We start from the raw sequence: 20811 nt of genomic DNA, 5'->3' as shown, positions 1-20811 counted from the left end.
TAGGGGAGTCCCATGGAGTACGGAAGCATCGAGCGCGAGCTCCGCATCGACGCCGCCCCCGAGGTGGTCTACGAGGTGATCAGCTCTCCCGAGCACCTGCGGGAGTGGTGGCCCGACGACGCCGAGCTGGACCCGGTCCCCGGTGGCACCGGCGTGATCACCTTCGACGGCAAGGGGACCGCACCGGTCACCGTCGTGGAGGCCGACCCGCCCCGCCGGTTCGTGTTCCGCTGGGCGTACGACGAGGCCCCGGCCACCGACACGAACTCGTACCTGGTGGCCTTCGACCTCGCCCCCTCCGGTGACGGCACCCTGCTGCGCTTCAAGGAGACCGGGTTCCGTGAGCGCGGGTGGGAGGCCGCCGTGCTGGAGGACGCCTACCTCGATCATGTGCGCGGCTGGGACCACTTCCTCCCGCGCCTCGTCTCGTACGCCGCCAAGGTGGGTGTGCGGCCATGAACACCGTCATCGACGACGACCTCTGGTCCGCGGTCGGCGACCCGACCCGCCGCCGGATACTCGACCTGCTCCTCGCCGACGGTGGTGGCACCTCGACCACGCTCAGCGAGCGGCTGCCCGTCACCCGGCAGGCGGTCGCCAAGCATCTGGGCGTGCTCGACCGCGTCGGCCTGGTGCGCGTGTCACCGGCCGGGCGCGAGCGGCGGTACGAGGTGGACGAGGCCCAGTTCGCCCGCGCTGTCGCCCAGCTGTCCGCCGTCGGCGCGGCCTGGGACGCCCGCCTGCGGCGGATCAAGCGGATCTCCGAGCGCATCCAGCAGGCCTCCGACGCGAAGAAGCAAGGGGTCGAGCAGTCATGAGCACACAGGAATCGACGAGCGGTCGTGGTGCGGAGACTTCCGGCGGGCGTGGCTACACGACGTCGTACACCGTCGCGCAGTCGCCGGACGAGGTCTTCGCCGCCGTTCAGGACGTTCCCGCCTGGTGGACGGGGCAGATCGAGGGGAGCGCCGACGGGCTGGGTGCCGAGTTCACCTACCGGCACCCGCCCCAGCACCGCAGCGTCCAGCGAGTGGTCGCGTTCGAGCCGGGCCGCCGCATGGTCTGGCGGGTCACCGACAGTCATCTGTCCTTCGTCTCGGAGCCGGAGGAGTGGACCGGCAGCGAGATCGTGTTCGACATCGCGCCCGTGGACGGCGGCACCGAGCTGCGGTTCACCCATGTCGGCCTGGTGCCGGACGTCGAGTGCTTCGGTGCCTGCTCCACCGCCTGGCTGCACTACGTCAACGGCAGCCTGCGCAGCCTGATCGCCACGGGGGAGGGCCTGCCCGAACCGTGGTGACCGGCGGCCGGCCGGGCGGCGCCCCCTCCGAAGGGGTTGCGCCGCCCGTTCGCGACGCCGTCTTCCGCGCTCCTCGCCGCCCCGTCCGTGGCGCCGCCCGTGCGGTCCCTCGCCGCCCGTCCAAGGCGCGCCGTCTTCCGCGCCCCTCCCGGCCCCGTCCGCGGCGCGCCGTCTTCCGCACCCTTCCCCGCCCGTCCGCGGCCCCGTCCTCCACGTCCCTCCCCGCCCCGTCCGGCGCCCTCTCCTGCGCCGTCGGCGCTCCGTCGCGGCAGACTGGAAGCCCGGAGGTGCGGGGTCGTACGCGGTAAGGGGCCACCCCGTGTCGGGGCAGTGACGAATTCACCTAGTGACATGTCGGTCTTCAATCCGTAGGGTGCTGAATATGGATATGCAGACAGTCGTCCTCGGCACGTCCGGCACGACCCCGCAGGACGTCATCGACGTCGCCCGCCACGGCGCCCGCGTCGAGCTGTCGACCGAGGCCGTACGCGCCCTCGCCGCCGCCCGGGACATCGTCGACGCGCTCGCCGCCAAGCCCGAGCCGGTCTACGGGGTCTCCACCGGCTTCGGTGCGCTCGCCACCCGCCACATCAGCCACGAGCTCCGCGCCCAGCTCCAGCGCAACATCGTCCGCTCGCACGCCGCCGGCATGGGCCCGCGCGTCGAGCGCGAGGTCGTGCGCGCCCTGATGTTCCTCCGCCTGAAGACCGTCGCCTCCGGGCACACCGGCGTCCGCCCCGAGGTCGCCCAGACCATGGCCGACGTCCTCAACGCCGGGATCACCCCGGTCGTCCACGAGTACGGCTCCCTCGGCTGCTCCGGCGACCTCGCCCCGCTCTCCCACTGCGCCCTCGCGCTCATGGGCGAGGGTGACGCCGAAGGCCCCGACGGCGTCCTCAAGCCCGCCGGCGAGCTCCTCGCCGCCGCCGGCATCGCGCCCGTCGAGCTCAAGGAGAAGGAGGGCCTCGCCCTCCTCAACGGCACCGACGGCATGCTCGGCATGCTGATCATGGCGCTCGCCGACCTCGACACGCTCTACAAGTCGGCCGACATCACCGCCGCGCTCTCCCTCGAAGCCCTCCTCGGCACCGAGAAGGTCCTCGAGCCCGAGCTGCACGCCATCCGCCCGCACCCCGGCCAGGCCGCCTCCGCCGCGAACATGCTGGCCGTCCTCAAGGGCTCCGGCCTCACCGGCCACGCCCAGGCGGGCGAGGCCCCCCGCGTCCAGGACGCCTACTCGGTGCGCTGCGCCCCGCAGGTCGCCGGCGCGGGCCGCGACACCATGGCCCACGCCCGGCTCATCGCCGAGCGCGAGCTCGCCGCCGCCGTCGACAACCCGGTGGTCCTCTCCAGCGGAGAGGTCCGCTCCAACGGCAACTTCCACGGCGCCCCCGTCGCGTACGTCCTCGACTTCCTCGCGATCGCCGCCGCCGACCTCGGCTCCATCGCCGAGCGCCGCACCGACCGGCTCCTCGACAAGAACCGCTCGCACGGCCTCCCGCCGTTCCTCGCGGACGACGCCGGCGTCGACTCGGGCCTGATGATCGCCCAGTACACGCAGGCCGCCCTGGTCAGCGAGATGAAGCGGCTCGCCGTCCCGGCCTCCGCCGACTCCATCCCGTCCTCCGCGATGCAGGAGGACCACGTCTCCATGGGCTGGTCCGCCGCCCGCAAGCTGCGCACCGCGATCGGCAACCTCAACCGTGTCATCGCGGTCGAGCTGTACGCCGCCACCCGGGGCGTCGAGCTCCGCGCGGGCCTGACCCCCGCGCCCGCCTCGCAGGCCGCCATCGAGGCCCTGCGCGCGGCCGGCGTCGAGGGCCCGGGCCCGGACCGGTTCCTCGCGCCCGACCTGGCCGCCGCCGACGCCTTCGTACGCGAGGGGAAGCTGGTCGCGGCCGTGGAGCCGGTCACCGGCCCGCTGGCGTAACGATTCGCCGACGTAGCGATTCGCCGGCGTAACGATTCGCTGGAAAAGGGCCGCCTCCCGGACACCGGGGGGCGGCCCTTCACGCGTACGCGTACTCCGTCAGAACGCGCGGCCCCGGCGCCGCATCGCGAGCGCCACGAAACCCGCCCCGACCCCCAGGAAACCCGTCCCGCCGAGCAGATACGGCGTGGTGTCCCGGCCCCCCGTCTCGGCGAGGCGTCCGTCCTCCATGAGGGGGGCGTCCTGGGTCACCCCGATGCGTGCCCCGCCCTGCTCGTCGGAGGCGTTCGCGGACGGCACGAACCACAGGGCGCACAGCAGCGTCCCCGCGGCGGTGGCGGTCAGCAGTGGGCGTCGGGCGGCGGACACGGAAATTTCGATCCCCCTTGCGGAAACCGCGAATTGTGCGGTGCGCCGATGCTACGGAACACAGCGGGTCGCGGGAAAGCCGAGACCCCCCGGACCCCTACGCTCCGACCCATGAGCACATCTGAGACCACACGCTATGTCCGCCTTCGCGTCGATGTCGTCCTGGAGATCGACGGACCCGCCGAACTGACCGAGGCCGCCGAGGCCCGGATCGACGGCGACGAGTTCATGCCCGAGGAGGAGCGGGTCCAGGCGCGCGAGGCCGCGCGCGAGGACAGCGCCGAGGCGCTCGCCTACCTCGTCGAGCCCTTCGACCTGATCCGCGACGTCCCCGGCATCGAGATGGTCCAGGCCTCCTGGTCCAGCGAGGAGATCGATTACGACCCCGATGCGCTGGAGTGGGACCTCGGCGAGGAAGATGGTGCCGGGGAAGACGACGACCAGCGGTAGGGCCGGTATCCGACCGGTTCACGGGCCCCGGGACGCCGTCCCGGGGCCTTTCCGTGGCACCGGGAACCGGACGCTCCGCCCGCGCGTGTGGATCAGTGGTGTTCCCCACAAACCCTCCGGTCACGGAACCGGACAGGGTGTCATGGGCGTTCATAGAAGATGTTGGCAGGGAACCGGCGACGATGGAGAAGCGTGTGATGACGGTCGGCAAGCGCCGCAGGAGCCTGGCGGCCGCGGCCGCGGTGCTCGGTGGCGTACTCGTGCTCTCGGCGTGCAACGACGGGGACAAGGACGGCAGCGCCTCCGGTTCCGCGACGCCGCAGTCACAGGCCCAGGTCGACGAGGCGGCCGCGCAGAAGACCTCCAAGGCGCAGATCACCATCTCGCCGAAGAACGGCGCGCAGAACGCCTCCATCAACAACGACGCCAAGGTCACCGTGGCCGAGGGCAAGCTCACCGCGGTCACCATGACCTCCGCCGAGGGTGTCGAGGTCAAGGGCGACATAGCGGCCGACGGGCTCAGCTGGAAGCCGAGCGGGCCGCTCAAGCGCGCCACGGTCTACAAGATCGCCGCCACCGCCACCGACGCGGAGGGCCTGGAGGCCCACGAGAACTCCTCGTTCACCACCGTCTCGCAGGCCAACAGCTTCATCGGCAACTTCACGCCCGAGGACGGCTCGACCGTCGGCGTCGGCATGCCGGTCTCGATCAACTTCAACAAGGCGATCACCGACAAGAAGGCCGTCCAGGGCGGCATCACGGTCTCCTCCAGCTCCGGCCAGGAGGTCGTGGGCCACTGGTTCAACTCGACGCGCCTGGACTTCCGCCCCGACGCGTACTGGACCGAGGGCTCGACCGTCACGCTGAAGCTGGACCTCGACGGCGTCGAGGGCGCCGACGGCGTCTTCGGCGTCCAGCAGAAGACCGTCACCTTCACGATCGGCCGCAACCAGGTCTCGACCGTCGACGTCGCCACCAAGACCATGACGGTCAAGCAGGACGGCAAGACGATCAAGACCATCCCGATCTCCGCCGGCTCCCCGGACAACACCACCTACAACGGTCAGATGGTGATCTCCGAGAAGTTCAAGGAGACCCGGATGAACGGCGCCACTGTCGGCTTCACCGACGACGACGGCAAGGGCGAGTACGACATCAAGGACGTGCCGCACGCCATGCGCCTGTCCACCTCCGGCACCTTCATCCACGGCAACTACTGGGGCGCGCGGTCGATCTTCGGCAGCGTGAACACCAGCCACGGCTGCGTCGGCCTCGCCGACGTCAAGGGCGCCGGCGACCCGAACCAGACGGCCGCCTGGCTCTTCGACAACTCGATGATCGGTGACGTCGTCGTCGTCAAGAACTCCAACGACAAGACGATCAAGCCCGACAACGGCCTCAACGGCTGGAACATGAGCTGGTCGGAGTGGAAGGCCGGCTCGGCCGTCTGATCCGCACACCGACGTGAAGGGCCCCCTCCCGCACCGGGAGGGGGCCCTTCACGTCATGTCCCGGCCCTCACGTCATGTCCCGGCCCCTCACGTCATCTCCGGCCCTCACGTCATTTCCCTACGTCCACGGGCTCGTCCACGCCCCACTGCGCGAGCAGCCGCAGCGCGTCCGCCGAGGGCGTCCCCGGCTCCGCGTGGTACGTCACGAGCACCAGGTCCGGATCGTCCCCGGCCACCTTCAGCGACTCGTACGACAGCGTCATCTCGCCCACCAGCGGATGCCGCAGCCGCTTCTGCCCGTGCCCCTTGTCGGTCACCGTGTGCGCCGCCCACAGCGAGCGGAACTCCTCGCTGCGCACCGACAGCTCGCCGACCAGCGCGAGCAGCTCCTTGTCGTCCGGGTAGCAGCCCGCGTACAGCCGCAGCACGCTCACGACCTCGGTCGCCTTGCACTCCCAGTCGACGTAGAGATCGCGCGCGTTCGGATCAAGGAAGATCATCCGGGCCATGTTCCGGTCACCCGGCTCCCAGGCCTCGAAATCGCCCATCAGGGCCCGCGCCATCCGGTTCCAGGCCAGGATGTCGCCCCGGCGGCCAAGGACGAAGGCGGGCAGCCCGTCCATCGCGTCCAGGAGGTGCTGGAGCCCCGGCCGCACCCGCTGCGGGCGCGCGATCGCCGCCCGCTGCCGCTTCTTCACCGTCGGCTTCGCCAGATGCGTCAGATGTGCCCGCTCGGTGTCGCTCAGCCGCAGCGCCCGCGCGATCGAGTCGAGCACCTCCATGGACACGTTCCGCCCGTTGCCCTGTTCGAGCCGGGTGTAGTACGCCACGGACACCCCGGCCAGCTGCGCCAGCTCCTCACGGCGCAGCCCCGGCACCCGCCGGTGCCGCCCGAACTCGGGCAGACCCACGTCCTGCGGCTTCAGCCGGGCCCTCCGGGAGCGCAGGAATTCGCTGAGTTCTGCACTGAGGTCCATACCGCCCCATTATCGCCGCCGGGCCGCGCGGACGGACGGACGTTCCTGACCCTGCCAGTGGTAGGCATGCCGGTCGTAGGCAGAACAGGTGGCTGGGTACGGTCCGCGCGCCTCGGCACGCTGGACGCATGACCACGAACGTGACCACCGTCCCCGCGTACGCCGCACCCGCCGCCAACGCCCCGCTGGAGCGCACCACCGTGCCGCGCCGGCCGGTCGGCGAGCACGACGTCCTCATCGAGATCAAGTACGCCGGAATCTGCCACTCCGACATCCACCAGGCCACCAACGGCTGGGGCGAGGGCATCTTCCCGATGGTCCCCGGCCACGAGATCGCCGGAATCGTCGCCGAGGTCGGCCCCGGCGTGACGAAGTTCCAGGTCGGCGACCGGGTGGGCGTCGGCTGCTTCGTCGACTCCTGCCGGGAGTGCGAGTACTGCCTGCGCGGCCTGGAGCAGTACTGCGTCACGGGCGGCACCGCCACGTACAACTCCCTCGACAAGAACGGCGAGCCGACCTACGGCGGCTACTCCACGCACATCGTCGTCGACGAGAACTACACCCTCCGCATCCCCGAGGGCATCGGCCTCGACGAGGCCGCCCCGCTGCTCTGCGCCGGCGTCACCCTGTACTCGCCGCTCGCCCACTGGCAGGCGGGCCCCGGCAAGAAGGTCGCGATCGTCGGTCTCGGCGGCCTCGGCCACATGGGCGTCAAGATCGCCCACGCGCTCGGCGCCGAGGTGACCGTCCTCAGCCAGTCGCTGCGCAAGCAGGAGGACGGCCTGAAGCTGGGCGCCGACCACTTCCACGCGACCTCCGACCCGGAGACCTTCGCGAAGCTCGCCGGCTCCTTCGACCTGGTGATCTCCACCGTCTCGGCGCCGCTCGACTTCAACGCCTACCTGAGTCTGGTCAAGACCGACGGCGCCCTGGTGAACGTCGGCGCCCCCGAGGAGCCCGTCAAGGTCGGCCTCTTCTCCCTCATCGGCGGCCGCAAGACCCTCGCGGGCTCGATGATCGGCGGCATCGCCGAGACCCAGGAGATGCTCGACTTCTGCGCCGAGCACGGCCTGGGCGCCGAGATCGAACTGATCCGCGCGGACCAGATCAACGAGGCGTACGAGCGGGTCGTGAAGAGCGACGTGCGCTACCGCTTCGTGATCGACACGGCGACGATCTGACGCGTCACGCGTCACGCGGTACGGCCGGCCGGGGCCGGCGGCCGGGGCATGACGTCCGGGGTAATCGACCCGGACGCCGTGCCCCGGCACGCTGTTCCCATGACCGCATACGCGATAGCGAACCTGTACCCCTCGTCCGGCATCCACGACGAGGTCCTGACCTACATGGAGCAGGTCCAGTCCACCCTGGACCCCTTCGGCGGCCGTTTCCTCGTCCACGGCGCACCCGCCCGCGAGGTCCGCGAGGGCAGCTGGCCGGGCGGCCTCGTCATCGTCGCCTTCCCGACGTACGAGGACGCCCGCGCGTGGTACGACTCCGAGCCCTACCAGGCCCTGATCCCCCTCCGCACCCGCCACATGCCCGGCGACCTCCTCCTGATCGACGGGGTCCCCGAGGGCTACACGCCGGCCGTGAGGGTGGCCCAACTCCGTGCCGCCGTCAACTGACCTTCGCGCACAGGGAGTCGGTCGAGCCGTGCAGGAGGGTCAGCGTCTTGTAGCCGGTGGGGGAGACCTCCAGGGTGTAGGCCCCGTCGACCGTGTAGAGGCCGCGCGGAACGTTCCCGCCGCCCTCGCCGAAGCCCGCGAGGATCGGCCCGACGACGTACCAGGACTGGGAGCGGTCCGGACGGATCTCGACCACCGCGCGGCCGCTCGCGTCCGCGTCGTACGAGGCGCCGGTCGCGGAGTTGACGACCCGGACCACGAGCTCGCCCTTGTACTCGACGAGCTTCGTACCGTCCTCGTACGTGGCGAGGGTGCGCCGCACGACCTCGTCGACCACGGGCGAACCCTGGACGGCGAAGTCGCAGCGGGCACCGGCCGGATAGGACCAGGAGGGAGAGGGAGCGGGCTCCCAGCCGCCGGTGGACTCGGAGGCGCCGGCGGGGGCGGTGACCGTCAGCAGGGCGCCAACGGCCGCCAGAGGAACGAGAATACGTCGCTTCACGGGAACTCCTCGGTGAGATCGAGCGGTGAGATCGAGCGGAACGGGCGCAAGCCTCTCCCCACCCCCTGACCACATCCTGACCACATCCTGACCGCCGGCGCCCTAGGGTGTCCGGCCATGGACTTCACCCTGCTCGGCCACTTCGAGGCCCGCCACGAAGGGCTGCTCGTGCGGCTAGGCAGCCGCCGCCAGGAGCGGTGCCTGCTCGCGGTCCTCCTCCTGGAGGCGGGCCGCCCCGTCACCACCGACCGGCTCGCGGACCTCCTGTGGAACGGCGCCCCGCCCGACGGCGCCCGCGCCACCCTCCACACGTACGTCGGCCGGCTGCGGGCCGCGCTCAAGCCGTACGGCGTGACCGTGGAGACCCGCCACGACGGCTACGCCGTCGACGTGACCGAACACACCGTGGACGTCCGGGAGTTCCTCGACCTCGCCGGCCGGGCCGCCCTCGCCGCCGACCCCGGGGAGCAGGTCCGCTGCCACGACAGGGCCCTCGCGCTCTGGCGCGGCCCGCTCCTCGCCGACACCCTCGACGACACCCAGCGGGACCGGCTCGGCGGCCGGCTCGCCGAACTCCGCCTCACCGCCCTTGAACAGCGCGCCGAGGCCCAGCTCACCATGGGCCTCCACGAACGGGTCCTCGCCGACCTCACCCCGCTCGCCGGCGAACACCCCGGCAGGGAGAGGCTGGTGGCCGCCCACATGACGGCGCTCTACCGGGCCGGCCGGCAGACGGAGGCGCTGGAACTCCACCGCGCCACCCGCGAGCACCTGGTCACCGAACTCGGCATCGAACCGGGACCGGCCCTCACCACGCTCCACGAACGCATCCTGAACGCCGACCCCCGCCTCGACCGCCCGCCGGCCCCGCTCTACGCGGTCCGGGTCCGCGAGGAGTGGCTGCCCTGGTCCACCGGCGGCCACCCGGCCCTGGAGTTCTGCAACACGTACGCGGGCTGGCACCGCGCCCCCGCCGTCCCCGGCTCCGACTGGCTCCGCACCTACCGCACCCTGGCCGTCTGGGCCGGTCACCTGGCCCTGACCGACGACCTCGCGGTGGACCGCCTCCTGACCACGGCGGCCGCCCACCCGACGGAGGCGGCCGAAGCCCTGGCGGAGGCCAAGACCTTCCGCACGGCCCTCTACGCCTGCCTGACGGACCCCGCCGACCTCCGCGCCTTCCGTACGGTCGCCGGTTTCGCCGAGGCGGCCGCCCGCGCCGCCGTCCTCGACCTCGACGAGGACGGCCTCGCGCACTGGCGCCTCCCGCCCGCCACGGGCCTGCGGCTCCCCGTCCTCGCCACCGCCCGCACCGCCGCCGACCTCCTCGCCGACCCCCGCCGCCTCACCCTCCGCGCCTGCCCGAGCGACGACTGCGGCTGGCTCTTCCTGGACACGACCGGCCGCCGCCGCTGGTGCTCACTGGCGACCTGCGGGGCGTGAGCGCGGAGTCCGCGGTGTGGAGGCCCCGAACACCGCCGGAGCCCGGCATGCCGCCGACCCGTGGTGCGGCCTACCGTCACCGGCGACGAAGGGGGGAACAGGGGTGGCGGGAACGGGGCGCTCCTGTGGGTGGCGAGCTGGTCGCTCGGCGCCGGCGCGGCCCTGTTCCTGCTGGTGCCGGGCCGCTCCGAGCGCTGAGAACGGCCCTACTCCGCCTTCGCCACGCCGATCGGGCAGGAGACGCCCGTGCCGCCGATGCCGCAGTAGCCCGCCGGGTTCTTGTCCAGGTACTGCTGGTGGTAGGCCTCCGCCGGGAAGAACGGGCGGGTCTCGTCGGCCGGGAGGACCGTCGTGGTGATCTCGCCGTAGCCGGAGGCCGTCAGGACCTTCTGATAGGAGGCGCGGGACGCCTCCGCCGTGGCGGCCTGCTCGGGGGAGTGGGTGTAGACCGCCGAGCGGTACTGGGTGCCCACGTCGTTGCCCTGGCGGAAGCCCTGGGTGGGGTCGTGGGACTCCCAGAACAGCTTCAGGAGCGACTCGTACGAGACCTTCGACGGGTCGAAGACGACGCGGACGACCTCGGTGTGCCCGGTCAGGCCCGAGCAGACCTCCTCGTACGCCGGGTTCCGCGTGAAGCCGCCCTGGTAGCCGACGAGGGTCGTCCAGACGCCCTCGGTCTGCCAGAACTTGCGCTCGGCGCCCCAGAAACAGCCCAGCGCGAAGTCGGCGACCTCAAGGCCCGCCGGGTAGGGGCCGAGGAGCGGGTTGCCGAGCACGGTGTGGCGCTCGGGGACGGAGAAATCCGGCTCCGCGCGGCCGGGCAGGGCCTGCTCGGGGGTGGGGAGGACGGGGGTGCGGGACAGGAACATGCTGCATCTCTCCTCGACGTTCGGCAGTCCTGTCAACGCCGTGCGGGCGGGTGGGATTCCCCGTCCGGCACGTGCCCCGCGCAGTCGTCGCGGGCCCGGCAGAACTCCTCCGCCGGGTCCGACTTGTACCGCCAGGGCAGGGCGCCGACGTAGCCGTCCACCAGCCGGAACTGCTCCATCGCCGCCGTGTGCCGGTCCTGGAGCCACAGGTAGTAGGCCAGCAGGTGCCGGGCCTCCGGGAGGCGCGGGTGGGCCGGGTCGGCGGCGGCCACGTCCGCGAGGAGCGCGTCCACGGCCGCGTACATCTCCGGGGTCCGGTCGACGTCCGCCGAGTCCGAGGTGTCGTGCTCGAAGTGGGCGATCAGCGGGAGCGCCGTCAGGAGGCTGCCCGGCGGGGCCTCCGCCGCCGCCCGTACCGCGAAGGCCTGCGCGAGCTCCGCCGAGCCGCACCACTTGCCGCACCAGTACTGCAGCGCCGCGAAGTGCGCCTCGTAGTGGTGCGGCGCCCGGTCGGCGACCTCGCCCCAGAGCCGCCGCAGCTCCTCGTGGGGCAGGCCGAGGCCGAGGGCCGTCCAGATCTCGCCCACGTACGGCGAGGGGTCGTCGGCCGGCGCCAGGGCCACCGCGCGCGTGTGCTCCGCCCGGGAGCGGGCCAGGACGCGGCGGAACCCCTCGGCCTGCTCCGGCGTGGTGTCCTCGTCCGGCTGCCCGCCCCGTACGTTCCACGCCAGGAACACCGTCCCGCGCGCCCGCACCAGGGCCGCCCCGGGATCGGCGGGCCGCGCCTCCTCCCAGGCCCGCAGCCACCCGTCCTCCTCGGCGGCCAGGTCCGCGAGCCGCTCGCAGAGCGCCGTGCGGCCCTCCCAGTCGCCGGCCTCCGCCGCCGCGTCGAGGAGCTCGGCGGCCGGCGTCCAGTCGCCGGCCCGGGCGGCCGCGAGTGCCACGGTGAGGGCCGGCGGCCGCGGGCCCGCGAGCTCGGTGTGCTGCCGCTCGGCGGGCAGCAGCCCGAGCGCGGCGACACGGGCGGCGGCTTCCCCGACGCCCGGATCCGTGCGCACGTCCCGGGCCAGGCCGCGGACGATCGCGATCAGGAACACGAGGGCGACGGCGGCCACGCAGAGGGCGAGCGGGGTCAGGACGACCCAGAGCAGTACGGTCACGACGCGCCGTCGATCGCCTTCTCGCGGGCCCGGACGTACGCCCCCGCCGGGTCGGCCTGGTAGTTCCACGGGAACGCGCCGATGAAGCCGTCCACGATCCGGAACTGCTCCAGCGCCTCGGTGTGCCGGTCGAGCCGCACCAGGTACCAGGCGAGCAGCAGACGCGCCTCCCGCAGGTGCGGGTGGCCGGCCGGCGCCGCCGCGACGTCCGCCGCGAGGGCGTCGACCAGGGCCGACACCTCCGGTCCCGTGAAGCCCCGGTCCGTGTGACCGAAGGACTCGTGCTCGTACCAGCTGATCAGCGGGAGCACGGTCAGCAGGCTGCCGCGCGGGGCGGCCGCCGCCGCGCCCTCCGCGAACGCGGTGGCCAGTTCGACGGAGCCGCGCCACTTCTGGCACCAGTACTGCAGCGCCGCGAAGTGGGCGTCGTAGTGGTGCGGGGCCCGCGCCTCGATCCGCTTCCACAGCTGCCGCATGTCCTCGTGCGGGGCGCCGAGGGACAGCGCCACCCAGATGCCGCTGATCAGCGGGGTCGGGTCGGCCGGGTTCAGCTCGGCGGCGCGCGCGATCTCCTCGTCGGCGCGGGCCATCATCCGGTGGAAGTTGTCGAACTGCTCGCGGCTCGTCTCGGACGCGCGCGCCGAGCCCCGCAGCTGCCCGGCGAGGCCGACGGTGCTCCAGGCGCGGACGGCGGCGGCGCTCGGGTTCTCCGGGTCGGCCTGCTCCCACGCCGTCAGCCAGGCGTCGTCGTCGACGGCGACATCGCCGAGGGCGCCGATCAGTCCGGTGCGGAGCTCCCAGTCGGGGCCGTCGACGGTGTCGGCGAGCAGGGCGGCGGCGGGCGCGAAGTCCCCGGCGCGGGCGGCGGCGACAGCGGCCGCCACGTGGGGCTCGCGGGGGCGGCTGCGCTCGGTGTCGAGCCGGTCCTCCGGCAGGAAGCCGAGTTCGAGGGCGCGGGCGGAGACGCGCTCCTGCGGTGCGGTCGGCGCGTTCTGCGTCCGGGCCCGGCGGGACTTCCACCAGAAGTAGACGGAGACCGCGATCACGATCAGGGGGATGAGACGGGCCATGGGTGCTTCCTCGGTACGGGGGGTGGGAGCGGGGGTTCGGTGAGGGGTACGGGCGGTCAGCCGGCGGCCAGCAGCTTGCGCAGCCGCTCGGTGTCCGGGCGGTCCGCGATCGCCGCGTCCAGGGCGGCCGGGAGTTCCTCGGCGTACCCGTCGGGCAGCAGCAGGGAGGCGGGGGCGGACCAGGAGAGCTGCCAGCGGGCCCGGCCGTCCACGGCGAGCGCGGTCGTCAGGAGGCGGGCGAGTTCGCGCCGCAGCGAGGAGCGGGCGAACTCGCGGGCCGCCCGGCCGGTCGCGGCGGCGGCCTCCTCGGATCGGGGCAGCCGGTCGACGAGGCCCCAGACGGTACCGGCGTCGACGGCGTCGAGGAACGCCTCGATGTCCTGCCGGAGCAGATCGGCCCGGCCGGGCCCGCCGGGCGCCTCGGTCCGGCCGGACACGCCGGCCTCGTCGGCCCCGCCGAAGTCGTCCGCCCCGTCGACTCCGTCCGTCCCCGCCGTCTCCCCGAGCGCCTCCCGCAACACCTCCGTGTCCCGTACGTACCTCGCCGTCATCGACTCGTGGACCAGGTCCGGCCAGTCGAGGCGGCGCATCCGCAGGGCCTCCGGGGTCAGGGTGGCGTCCTCGACCGCGCGCAGGGCCTCCTCGGGCGAGGTGAACAGGGCGAAGGCGGGGCGGCCCCGCTCCGCCGCCCGGCCGTCGTCGGGCAGGGCCTCGATCGTGGCGACGCGCTCGGCGGTCGGCGGGTGCGAGTCGTACGGCGTGGCGGGTTCGGTGGGCAGGTCGGCGCGCATCCCCGCCAGTTCCTCCGCGCGGGCGTCCAGCAGGTGGCGTACCCCGCCGAAGACCTCCCCGTGCGGCGGCAGCATCCCGAACTCGACGCCGAGGGTGGCGTACGAGCTCAGGTAGAACTCGTGCGCCGTGTCGAGCGCCGGGAGCGCGCGCAGCGCCGAGGCGGTGGCGTCACGGCCCGCGATGCGGGCGGCGGCCAGGTCGGCGGCGATCTCCTGGCGGCGGGAGCCGCTCCGGGTGGCGCGCATGGAGAAGTGGCCGTACGCCGTGTAGATCCGGGCCATCACGCGGTAGGTGAAGCCGACGCCGGTGGTGTCGACCTCCTTGGCCGCCTTGCCCTTGGCGACCCGCCGGGCGGACTTCCGTTCCTGCCGGGCGCGTTCCTTGGCGACCTTGAGGCCGGACTTCTCCTCGAACCGGCCGACGGTGCGGGCGACGTGGAGGCGGCTGCGTTCGGTGATGCCGGAGAGCCGGGTGTCGGAGTGGGCGTAGTGGCCGAGCTCGTGGGCGAGTACGGCGCGCAGCCGGGCCTCGGAGAGGCCGGCGACCAGGGGGAGTCCGAGGTAGAGGCGGCGGGTGCCGCCGAGGAGGCCGAGGAGGCGGGCGTCCTCGGTGACGGCGGCGTTCATGTCGGCGGTGAGCCGGATCTCGTCGGGCGCCCGGGTCCCGACGAGCGCGGCGAGTTCCCGTACGGCCGCCCACAGCCGGGGCTCCTCGGCCTCGGTGACGGGGACACCGGCGACGCCCTCGTCGCGGGGGGTGCGGAGCATGAGCATGCCGCGGACGACGGGGACGGCGAGCACGAAGCTGACGGCGTACATCTTGAGCGCCCACACGGCCGGAGCCCACCGCCAGGCCACCCAGTCCAGCGCGCCGAGCAGGGCGAGCAGGACGAGGCCGAGCAGATGGAAGCCGGCGAGCAGGACGAGGGCGCGCAGCGCGCGCAGAGTGGCGCCCATCGGGCAGATTCCCCCCACGGGAAAGGCGTGACGATCATCGTACGAGCAGGTGGGGGGAGCCCGGATTATGGCCCACGGGGGCGGACACCGTCCACCCGGATTCCGGGGGGTTTACGCAGGTGGAGGGCTGTCCGAGGGGCTCAGCGGGGCAGTGTCGCCGGGCTGCCGCCGTTCGCCTCGTAGCCCGCGACCGCCATGTTCCGGAAGACCGTGTACCCGGCCGCCGGGTCCTCGCTCAGCGTCCACGGCAGCGCGCCCACGTGTCCGTCCACGCGCACCAGCTGGTGCATCGCCTCCGCGAAGCGTTCGGCGGGGACCAGGAACCACACCAGCAGGTGACGGACGTGCGCCAGCATCGGGTCGTCGGCGCGGGCCGAGTGCACCGCGTACAGGGCGCCGTCCATCGCCTTCGACACCACCGCCGTCCGGTAGAAGTCCGTGCCGAGCACGAACTCCGGCCGGTTCTCGAACACCGCGAACAGCGGCAGCGCGGCGAGCAGCGAACCCCGCGGGGCGCGCGCCGCGGCCGTCGTCGCGAAGTGGTCGGCCTCCTCGCGCGAACCGTGCCACTTCTCGCACCAGTAGTGCAGCGCCGCCAGATGCGCCCCCATGTGCTCCGGCGCGCGGTCGATCACCTTCGCCCACACCTGGTCGAACTGCTCGTGGCCGTACCCCAGTCCACGCGCCACGGCCAGCTGGGTGATGTAGGGGACCGGGTCACCCGGGGCGAGGAGAGCCGCCTCCTCGGTGACCTTCAGCGCCTCCTCCAGGATGATCCGGAAGTCGTCCGTGCCGGCCGACGACGACCGCCACGCCTGCTGCACCAGGAACTCGGCGTGGACCGCCGCGCCGCCCGCGTCCTTCGGCGCCTCCGCCCGCCAGGTCCGCAGCCACGCCCCGCCGACGCCCGGCCGCTCCTGGAGCTCCAGGGAGGCCGCGCCCGCGAAGGCCTGGACGCGCTGCCAGCGCACCTCGCCGTCCGCGCCGGTGGCGGCGAGCAGCCGCGAGGCCGGCCGCCAGTCCTGGGTGGCCTGGACGACGTCGAGGACGTGGAGGAGCTCGTCGTCGGCGCCCGGCAGCCGCACGTCCTGGTCCTCCTGCCGCACGAAGCCGTACGCCTCCGGGTCCGCCGCGTCCGGCGACCCCGGCTCGACCTGACGGATCCCTCCGCCGCGGCGGCGCAGCACGAAGGGACCGAGGACGCCGAAGAGCAGGCCGAGCGCGATCAGGAGCCAGAGAATGTCCATGTGTCCATTGTCCAGGACACCCGGTGAGACGAACGAAGCGGTGGGCGGCGTACGGCACTACGCTCCTGACCCATGAGCGACCAGCACTCCCATCAGAGCTTCGAGACCCGCGCGATCCACGCGGGCAACACCGCCGACCCGCTGACCGGCGCGGTCGTCCCGCCCATCTACCAGGTGTCCACCTACAAGCAGGACGGCGTGGGCGGGCTGCGCGGCGGTTACGAGTACAGCCGCAGCGCCAACCCGACCCGTACCGCCCTGGAGGAGAACCTCGCGGCCCTCGAGGGCGGCCGCCGCGGCCTCGCCTTCGCCTCGGGCCTCGCCGCCGAGGACTGCCTGCTGCGCACGCTCCTCGTGCCCGGCGACCACGTGGTCATCCCGAACGACGCCTACGGCGGTACCTTCCGGCTCTTCGCCAAGGTCGTGCAGCGCTGGGGCGTGGACTTCTCCGTCGCGAACACCTCGGACATCGAGTCGGTGCGCGCCGCCGTCAACGACCGTACGAAGCTGATCTGGGTCGAGACCCCGTCGAACCCGCTCCTCGGCATCACCGACATCGAGGCCGTCGCGGGCGTCGCCCGTCAGGCCGGCGTGAAGCTCGTCGTCGACAACACCTTCGCCTCGCCGTACCTCCAGCAGCCGCTGGCGCTCGGCGCGGACGTCGTCGTGCACTCGCTCACCAAGTACATGGGCGGCCACTCCGACGTCGTCGGCGGCGCCCTGGTCACCGCGGACGAGGCGCTCGGCGAGGAACTCGCCTACCACCAGAACGCGATGGGCGCGGTCGCCGGTCCGTTCGACTCGTGGATCGTGCTGCGCGGCATCAAGACCCTCGCCGTGCGCATGGACCGCCACAGCGAGAACGCCGAGAAGATCGCCGAGATGCTGACCCAGCACCCGAAGGTCACCCAGGTCCTGTACCCGGGTCTCCCGGAGCACCCGGGGCACGAGATCGCGGCCAAGCAGATGCGTTCCTTCGGCGGCATGATCTCCTTCCGCGTGCAGGGCGGCGAGGACGCGGCCGTCGAGGTCTGCAACCGGGCGAAGCTCTTCACCCTCGGTGAGTCGCTGGGCGGCGTCGAGTCCCTCATCGAGCACCCGGGCCGGATGACCCACGCGTCCGTCGCGGGCTCCGCCCTGGAGGTCCCGGCCGACCTGGTCCGCATCTCGGTGGGCATCGAGAACGTCGAGGACCTGCTCGCCGACCTGCGCCAGGCGCTGGGCTAGCGGCACCTGTGGTGACGGTCGGGGCTCCCGGCCGTCACCAGCCTTCCAGCGGCGGGGTCGTCTCCGCCGGCGGGACCTCCCACGGGTGGGTCATCGACGCCCACACCACGAAGGCGAGCACGGCGACCGCTCCCAGGGCCCACAGCACGCGCCGTACCCGCCGGGCGTGCTCGCGCCGCCGGGCCCCGCGCTCGGCCGCCCGCAGCGCCAGGTCGCGGGGGACCGGCGGGTGCGGGGTGTCGAGCAGCCGCCGGACCGCCTCCTCCTTGTCCTCGTACCGGCTCACGCGGCGGCCCCCGCGGCGCCCCGCCGGGCGGCCCTGAGCGTGGCGACCGAGCGGGCGCACACGGCGCGGACCCGGGCCTCGGGCAGGCCGAGCAGCGCCGCGACCTGCTCCTCCGCGACCCCCTCGTACAGCCGCAGCACGACGACGAGCCGCTCCTGCGGGGAGAGCACGGCGAGCACCCCGCCCTGGCCGCGGTGGTGCCGCCAGGCGGTGCGGGCGAAGCGGGCGGCGAGCTCGCGCCGCGCGAGGTCGTAGGGGTCCTCGTCGTGCCGCCGGTCCCACACCGCGTACGTGTGTGCGAGGGCGTCGGTCAGCAGGGCCTGGGCGTACGGGTTGCGGGCGCGGGTCTCGGCGGTCAGCAGCGTCGCGGAGTGCAGCAGCCGGCCCGCGGCCCCGGCCACGAACGCCTCGAACTCCCGGGTGCGGCGGGCGTGTTCGGCGCCCCGTCCGCGCTGCTGCTCTCGCACCTCCTCATCTGAGGACAGCGCGGGTGCGGGGTCAAGAGGTCTGCGCGGACTCGGTCCCGCTCGCGCGGGCGGTCCGTCAGGCGGTGGTCCCGGACTCCGTCGCGGCCGGCGGGTGGCCCGTGTGCGCCGACTGCCGTGCGGACAGGGCGGTGTTGAAGCGGGTGAGCAGCGTGCAGAAGGACTCGCGCTCGGCCGGCGTCCAGCCCTCCGTGACCTCGGCCATCAGCTGGCGGCGCGAGGAGCGGACCTCCTCCAGGCGCGCGAGACCGCGCGGCGACAGCTGGAGGACGACCGCCCGCCCGTCCTCCGGGTGCGAGGTCCGCTTCACCAGGCCGGTGTCGACGAGCGGGGCGACCTGACGGGTCACCGTGGAGGAGTCGATCCCCATGCCCGCCGCGAGCGCCTTCACGCCCATCGGCCCTTCCTGGTCGAGGCGGTTGAGGAGGAGGTAGGCCGCGCGGTCCATGGAGTTGCGGAGCTGGCCGGTGCCGCCCAGGCGGGTCTGCTCGGCGCGGCGGGCGAAGACGGCCACCTGGTGCTGGAGGGCATCGAGGAGACCGGGGTCGAGCTCAGTCGTCATGTCCTGAGATGTGGGCATGGCTGTGGGTCTCTCTCGTGCGGGGGTGGTCGGTCGGTGGGGGACAGAGTACGCGGCCCCGCCGGGGTCCGTACCGGCGCTGCGCAAACCCGTTCGGGGACCCGGCCGCCGGGCGGCCACGGGGGCCGTGAGCTGCGAGACTTGGTGTCATGAGCTTCCGTATGCCACACCCCTTGCACCGGCTGATGCTCGACGACGTGCGGGGGGCGCAGAAGATGCTGGCCGGGGTGGCCAGGATGACGGCGATGGAAGGCAGCCGCCATCTGTCCTCGCTGGTGGGAGCCCCGGTCCACCTCAAGTGCGAGAACCTCCAGCGGACCGGTTCGTTCAAACTCCGCGGGGCGTACGTACGGATCGCCGGGCTGCGGCCCGAGGAGCGGGCGGCCGGGGTGGTCGCGGCCTCCGCCGGCAACCACGCGCAGGGCGTCGCGCTCGCCTCGAAGCTGCTCGGCGTGCACGCCACCGTCTTCATGCCGGTCGGCGCCCCGCTGCCGAAGGTCGCGGCGACCCGGGAGTACGGCGCGGACGTCCGGATGCACGGCCACGTCGTCGACGAGACGCTCGCGGCGGCGGAGGAGTACGCCCGCGAGACCGGCGCGGTCTTCATCCACCCCTTCGACCACCCCGACATCATCGCCGGTCAGGGCACGGTCGGCCTGGAGATCCTGGAGCAGTGCCCCGAGGTGCGGACGGTCCTCGTCGGCATCGGCGGCGGCGGGCTCGCGGCCGGCATCGGGCTCGCGGTGAAGTCGCTGCGCCCGGACGTGAAGGTGATCGGCGTCCAGGCGGAGGGCGCGGCCGCGTACCCGCCCTCACTGGCCGCCGGGCACCCGGTGGTGATCGAGTCGCCTGTGACGATGGCCGACGGGATCAAGGTCGGACGCCCGGGCGACGTGCCGTTCGCCCTGATCCAGGAGTACGTCGACGAGGTCCGTACCGTCTCCGAGGACGCCCTCTCCTCGGCGCTGCTGCTCTGCCTGGAGCGGGCGAAGCTCGTGGTCGAACCGGCGGGCGCGAGCCCCGTGGCCGCCCTCCTCACCGACCCCACGTCCTTCCGGGGCCCGGTCGTGGCGGTCCTCTCCGGCGGGAACGTCGACCCGCTGCTGCTCCAGCGGATCCTCCGGCACGGCATGGCCGCCGGGGGCCGCTACCTGAGCCTGCGGCTGCGTGTCACGGACCGGCCGGGGGCGCTCGCGACCCTGCTCGCGGTCCTGACGGTCGTCGACGCGAACGTCCTGGACGTGAGCCACGTACGGACCGATCCGCGCCTCGGCCTGACGGAGGCGGAGGTCGAGCTGCACCTGGAGACGAAGGGCCCCGAGCACTGCCGGGAGGTGGAGGAGGCGCTGCGGGACGCCGGGTACACCGTGCTCGGCTGAGCCGCGCCGGCGTCCGCGCCTCCCCCGTCTCACCTGCCCTTACGGAGCTGGGCCGCCCTGCTGAGGACGCTCACCAGGCCGCCGCCGACCAGGGCCCCCGCCGCGATCAGGCCCAGCGGCCGGCCGAGGTCCGGCCTCCCGGACGCCCGCCGGGGGACCGGGATCACGGGGACGAGCACCGGCTCCCCGCCCCGTACGCGCGCGTGGGCGGCGGCTGCCGCGCGGGCGGCCGTCTCGTGCGCGAGGGAGCGCTCCAGGCGGAGCAGCAGCGGGCGCGGGTCCGTCCCGGCGGCCGCGGCGAACTCCTCGACGGCGACCCGGGTCGGCAACTGCTTCCGGTTCAGGAACCGTTCCCACGAGGAGCGGCTGTAGTGGGTGCGCTGCGCGAGCTTGCCGTAGCTCAGCTCGGTGGCGCATTTGATGCGGCGCATCTCGGCGGCCAGCTCGTCCCAGGGCGTCGTCGCGTCACCGCCGCCGCACCCCGAGCACTCCCGGTCGCCCGTCTCTCCCGTCCCGTTCGCCCCGCCGGTCCTGCCCGTGCCGTGTGCGCCGACCGCCATCTCAAGCTCCCCGTCGTCGTCGTACTCCGTGCCAGGACCCCAGCATCACCCCCGGGACCAACGGCCCGCCAACAGCACGCCAACGGGTGTCCCGGACCCCCGTCCGGGACGCCGGGACGGCCCGGACGGGGCCGCCGCGCCCACCATGCG

Annotated in this window: 24 protein-coding genes; 12 read left to right on the top strand and 12 right to left on the bottom strand. The window is 73.3% G+C overall.

The genetic code is table 11. The features are described from left to right. Positions 1–12 precede the first annotated feature (12 nt). The 4 genes from AC07AW_RS03860 to hutH all read left to right on the top strand — a co-directional run bounded on the left by AC07AW_RS03860 (position 13) and on the right by hutH (position 3230). Positions 13–459, top strand: coding sequence for an SRPBCC domain-containing protein (locus AC07AW_RS03860; RefSeq protein ID WP_478813899.1), 447 nt, complete (start codon positions 13–15; stop codon positions 457–459). Further along, positions 456–818 (top strand): ArsR/SmtB family transcription factor, encoded by a 363-nt coding sequence (locus AC07AW_RS03855; protein ID WP_478813898.1) that lies wholly within the window; start codon positions 456–458, stop codon positions 816–818. Before AC07AW_RS03860 ends, AC07AW_RS03855 begins: the two co-directional genes overlap by 4 nt. Further along, on the top strand, positions 815–1300 hold the full coding sequence (locus AC07AW_RS03850; protein WP_478813897.1) for an SRPBCC family protein: 486 nt from the start codon (positions 815–817) through the stop codon (positions 1298–1300). Before AC07AW_RS03855 ends, AC07AW_RS03850 begins: the two co-directional genes overlap by 4 nt. Before the next feature lie 388 nt (positions 1301–1688). Continuing rightward, entirely contained in the window at positions 1689–3230 is a 1542-nt protein-coding gene (gene hutH / locus AC07AW_RS03845; protein WP_478814382.1) for a histidine ammonia-lyase, read from the top strand. Between the two features lie 99 nt (positions 3231–3329). Here hutH and AC07AW_RS03840 read toward each other — a convergent pair whose 3' ends face one another. Continuing rightward, the gene (locus AC07AW_RS03840) at positions 3330–3599 is read right to left on the bottom strand and encodes a hypothetical protein (protein WP_478813896.1); all 270 of its coding nucleotides are present in this window, start codon (positions 3597–3599) and stop codon (positions 3330–3332) included. Between the two features lie 111 nt (positions 3600–3710). Between AC07AW_RS03840 and AC07AW_RS03835 the strand changes: the two genes are divergently transcribed. Next, the gene (locus AC07AW_RS03835) at positions 3711–4049 is read left to right on the top strand and encodes a hypothetical protein (RefSeq protein WP_478813895.1); all 339 of its coding nucleotides are present in this window, start codon (positions 3711–3713) and stop codon (positions 4047–4049) included. A gap of 182 nt (positions 4050–4231) precedes the next feature. Next, positions 4232–5500 (top strand): L,D-transpeptidase, encoded by a 1269-nt coding sequence (locus AC07AW_RS03830; RefSeq protein WP_478813894.1) that lies wholly within the window; start codon positions 4232–4234, stop codon positions 5498–5500. A 110-nt stretch (positions 5501–5610) separates the two neighbouring features. Here the strand turns inward: AC07AW_RS03830 and AC07AW_RS03825 are convergent, their stop codons facing one another. Continuing rightward, positions 5611–6477 carry a helix-turn-helix domain-containing protein gene (locus AC07AW_RS03825; RefSeq protein ID WP_478813893.1) on the bottom strand — a complete coding sequence of 289 codons (867 nt, stop codon included), beginning with the start codon at positions 6475–6477 and terminating at the stop codon, positions 5611–5613. A 128-nt stretch (positions 6478–6605) separates the two neighbouring features. Here AC07AW_RS03825 and AC07AW_RS03820 point away from each other — a divergent pair, with 128 nt between their 5' ends. After that, entirely contained in the window at positions 6606–7658 is a 1053-nt protein-coding gene (locus tag AC07AW_RS03820; protein ID WP_478813892.1) for an NAD(P)-dependent alcohol dehydrogenase, read from the top strand. 99 nt (positions 7659–7757) lie between these two features. Then, on the top strand, positions 7758–8105 hold the full coding sequence (locus tag AC07AW_RS03815; protein WP_478813891.1) for a DUF1330 domain-containing protein: 348 nt from the start codon (positions 7758–7760) through the stop codon (positions 8103–8105). Here the strand turns inward: AC07AW_RS03815 and AC07AW_RS03810 are convergent. Then, positions 8098–8607 (bottom strand): hypothetical protein, encoded by a 510-nt coding sequence (locus AC07AW_RS03810; RefSeq protein WP_478813890.1) that lies wholly within the window; start codon positions 8605–8607, stop codon positions 8098–8100. The two genes, AC07AW_RS03815 and AC07AW_RS03810, sit on opposite strands and share 8 nt — an antisense overlap. A gap of 117 nt (positions 8608–8724) precedes the next feature. Between AC07AW_RS03810 and AC07AW_RS03805 the strand changes: the two genes are divergently transcribed. Together AC07AW_RS03805 and AC07AW_RS03800 are read left to right on the top strand one after the other, a co-directional pair. Beyond that, positions 8725–10050 (top strand): AfsR/SARP family transcriptional regulator, encoded by a 1326-nt coding sequence (locus AC07AW_RS03805; RefSeq protein WP_478813889.1) that lies wholly within the window; start codon positions 8725–8727, stop codon positions 10048–10050. A 60-nt stretch (positions 10051–10110) separates the two neighbouring features. Then, a complete protein-coding gene (locus AC07AW_RS03800; RefSeq protein WP_478813888.1) occupies positions 10111–10248 on the top strand; it encodes a hypothetical protein in 138 nt (45 codons plus the stop codon). Between the two features lie 8 nt (positions 10249–10256). On the opposite strand, the gene msrA is transcribed toward AC07AW_RS03800, so the two are convergent. From msrA to AC07AW_RS03775, 5 genes are all read right to left on the bottom strand, one after another. Beyond that, on the bottom strand, positions 10257–10919 hold the full coding sequence (gene msrA / locus AC07AW_RS03795) for a peptide-methionine (S)-S-oxide reductase MsrA (RefSeq protein ID WP_478813887.1): 663 nt from the start codon (positions 10917–10919) through the stop codon (positions 10257–10259). Between the two features lie 32 nt (positions 10920–10951). After that, positions 10952–12079, bottom strand: a complete 1128-nt coding sequence (locus AC07AW_RS03790) for a hypothetical protein (protein ID WP_478813886.1) — start codon at positions 12077–12079, stop codon at positions 10952–10954. Then, the gene (locus tag AC07AW_RS03785) at positions 12076–13149 is read right to left on the bottom strand and encodes a hypothetical protein (protein WP_478813885.1); all 1074 of its coding nucleotides are present in this window, start codon (positions 13147–13149) and stop codon (positions 12076–12078) included. The genes AC07AW_RS03790 and AC07AW_RS03785 overlap by 4 nt, the downstream gene beginning before the upstream one ends. 56 nt (positions 13150–13205) lie before the next feature. Continuing rightward, positions 13206–14897 carry a M48 family metallopeptidase gene (locus AC07AW_RS03780; protein ID WP_478813884.1) on the bottom strand — a complete coding sequence of 564 codons (1692 nt, stop codon included), beginning with the start codon at positions 14895–14897 and terminating at the stop codon, positions 13206–13208. Positions 14898–15037: 140 nt separating this feature from the next. Beyond that, a complete protein-coding gene (locus tag AC07AW_RS03775; protein ID WP_478813883.1) occupies positions 15038–16144 on the bottom strand; it encodes a hypothetical protein in 1107 nt (368 codons plus the stop codon). 72 nt (positions 16145–16216) lie between these two features. Between AC07AW_RS03775 and AC07AW_RS03770 the strand changes: the two genes are divergently transcribed. After that, positions 16217–17371 carry a cystathionine gamma-synthase gene (locus AC07AW_RS03770; protein WP_478813882.1) on the top strand — a complete coding sequence of 385 codons (1155 nt, stop codon included), beginning with the start codon at positions 16217–16219 and terminating at the stop codon, positions 17369–17371. A 34-nt stretch (positions 17372–17405) separates the two neighbouring features. Here AC07AW_RS03770 and AC07AW_RS03765 read toward each other — a convergent pair whose 3' ends face one another. From AC07AW_RS03765 to AC07AW_RS03755, 3 genes are all read right to left on the bottom strand, one after another. Then, positions 17406–17657, bottom strand: coding sequence for a hypothetical protein (locus tag AC07AW_RS03765; protein ID WP_478813881.1), 252 nt, complete (start codon positions 17655–17657; stop codon positions 17406–17408). Continuing rightward, positions 17654–18124, bottom strand: coding sequence for a sigma factor-like helix-turn-helix DNA-binding protein (locus AC07AW_RS03760; RefSeq protein WP_478813880.1), 471 nt, complete (start codon positions 18122–18124; stop codon positions 17654–17656). Before AC07AW_RS03760 ends, AC07AW_RS03765 begins: the two co-directional genes overlap by 4 nt. Before the next feature lie 76 nt (positions 18125–18200). After that, positions 18201–18722, bottom strand: coding sequence for a MarR family winged helix-turn-helix transcriptional regulator (locus tag AC07AW_RS03755; RefSeq protein WP_478813879.1), 522 nt, complete (start codon positions 18720–18722; stop codon positions 18201–18203). Between the two features lie 149 nt (positions 18723–18871). On the opposite strand from AC07AW_RS03755, the gene ilvA reads away from it, so the two are divergent. After that, positions 18872–20101, top strand: a complete 1230-nt coding sequence (gene ilvA / locus AC07AW_RS03750; RefSeq protein ID WP_478813878.1) for a threonine ammonia-lyase — start codon at positions 18872–18874, stop codon at positions 20099–20101. Positions 20102–20130: 29 nt separating this feature from the next. Here the strand turns inward: ilvA and AC07AW_RS03745 are convergent, their stop codons facing one another. Further along, complete coding sequence (locus tag AC07AW_RS03745) at positions 20131–20661, bottom strand: helix-turn-helix domain-containing protein (RefSeq protein ID WP_478813877.1); 531 nt, start codon at positions 20659–20661, stop codon at positions 20131–20133. Positions 20662–20811: the final 150 nt, after the last annotated feature.

Source organism: Streptomyces sp. NPDC044003, assembly GCF_056435185.1.
The sequence above is the reverse complement of the archived record's forward strand: the minus strand, read 5'-3'. Positions and strand labels throughout refer to the sequence as shown.

What these genes read in the sequence shown, in the direction of transcription:
- AC07AW_RS03860 (WP_478813899.1), top strand. Translation starts at nt 13, where the DNA reads ATGGAGTACGGAAGCATCGAGCGCGAGCTCCGCATCGACGCCGCCCCC.
- AC07AW_RS03855 (WP_478813898.1), top strand. Translation starts at nt 456, where the DNA reads ATGAACACCGTCATCGACGACGACCTCTGGTCCGCGGTCGGCGACCCG.
- AC07AW_RS03850 (WP_478813897.1), top strand. Translation starts at nt 815, where the DNA reads ATGAGCACACAGGAATCGACGAGCGGTCGTGGTGCGGAGACTTCCGGC.
- hutH (WP_478814382.1), top strand. Translation starts at nt 1,689, where the DNA reads ATGCAGACAGTCGTCCTCGGCACGTCCGGCACGACCCCGCAGGACGTC.
- AC07AW_RS03835 (WP_478813895.1), top strand. Translation starts at nt 3,711, where the DNA reads ATGAGCACATCTGAGACCACACGCTATGTCCGCCTTCGCGTCGATGTC.
- AC07AW_RS03830 (WP_478813894.1), top strand. Translation starts at nt 4,232, where the DNA reads ATGGAGAAGCGTGTGATGACGGTCGGCAAGCGCCGCAGGAGCCTGGCG.
- AC07AW_RS03825 (WP_478813893.1), bottom strand. Translation starts at nt 6,477, where the DNA reads ATGGACCTCAGTGCAGAACTCAGCGAATTCCTGCGCTCCCGGAGGGCC.
- AC07AW_RS03820 (WP_478813892.1), top strand. Translation starts at nt 6,606, where the DNA reads ATGACCACGAACGTGACCACCGTCCCCGCGTACGCCGCACCCGCCGCC.
- AC07AW_RS03815 (WP_478813891.1), top strand. Translation starts at nt 7,758, where the DNA reads ATGACCGCATACGCGATAGCGAACCTGTACCCCTCGTCCGGCATCCAC.
- AC07AW_RS03805 (WP_478813889.1), top strand. Translation starts at nt 8,725, where the DNA reads ATGGACTTCACCCTGCTCGGCCACTTCGAGGCCCGCCACGAAGGGCTG.
- msrA (WP_478813887.1), bottom strand. Translation starts at nt 10,919, where the DNA reads ATGTTCCTGTCCCGCACCCCCGTCCTCCCCACCCCCGAGCAGGCCCTG.
- AC07AW_RS03785 (WP_478813885.1), bottom strand. Translation starts at nt 13,149, where the DNA reads ATGGCCCGTCTCATCCCCCTGATCGTGATCGCGGTCTCCGTCTACTTC.
- AC07AW_RS03780 (WP_478813884.1), bottom strand. Translation starts at nt 14,897, where the DNA reads ATGGGCGCCACTCTGCGCGCGCTGCGCGCCCTCGTCCTGCTCGCCGGC.
- AC07AW_RS03775 (WP_478813883.1), bottom strand. Translation starts at nt 16,144, where the DNA reads ATGGACATTCTCTGGCTCCTGATCGCGCTCGGCCTGCTCTTCGGCGTC.
- AC07AW_RS03770 (WP_478813882.1), top strand. Translation starts at nt 16,217, where the DNA reads ATGAGCGACCAGCACTCCCATCAGAGCTTCGAGACCCGCGCGATCCAC.
- AC07AW_RS03755 (WP_478813879.1), bottom strand. Translation starts at nt 18,722, where the DNA reads ATGCCCACATCTCAGGACATGACGACTGAGCTCGACCCCGGTCTCCTC.
- ilvA (WP_478813878.1), top strand. Translation starts at nt 18,872, where the DNA reads ATGAGCTTCCGTATGCCACACCCCTTGCACCGGCTGATGCTCGACGAC.
- AC07AW_RS03745 (WP_478813877.1), bottom strand. Translation starts at nt 20,661, where the DNA reads ATGGCGGTCGGCGCACACGGCACGGGCAGGACCGGCGGGGCGAACGGG.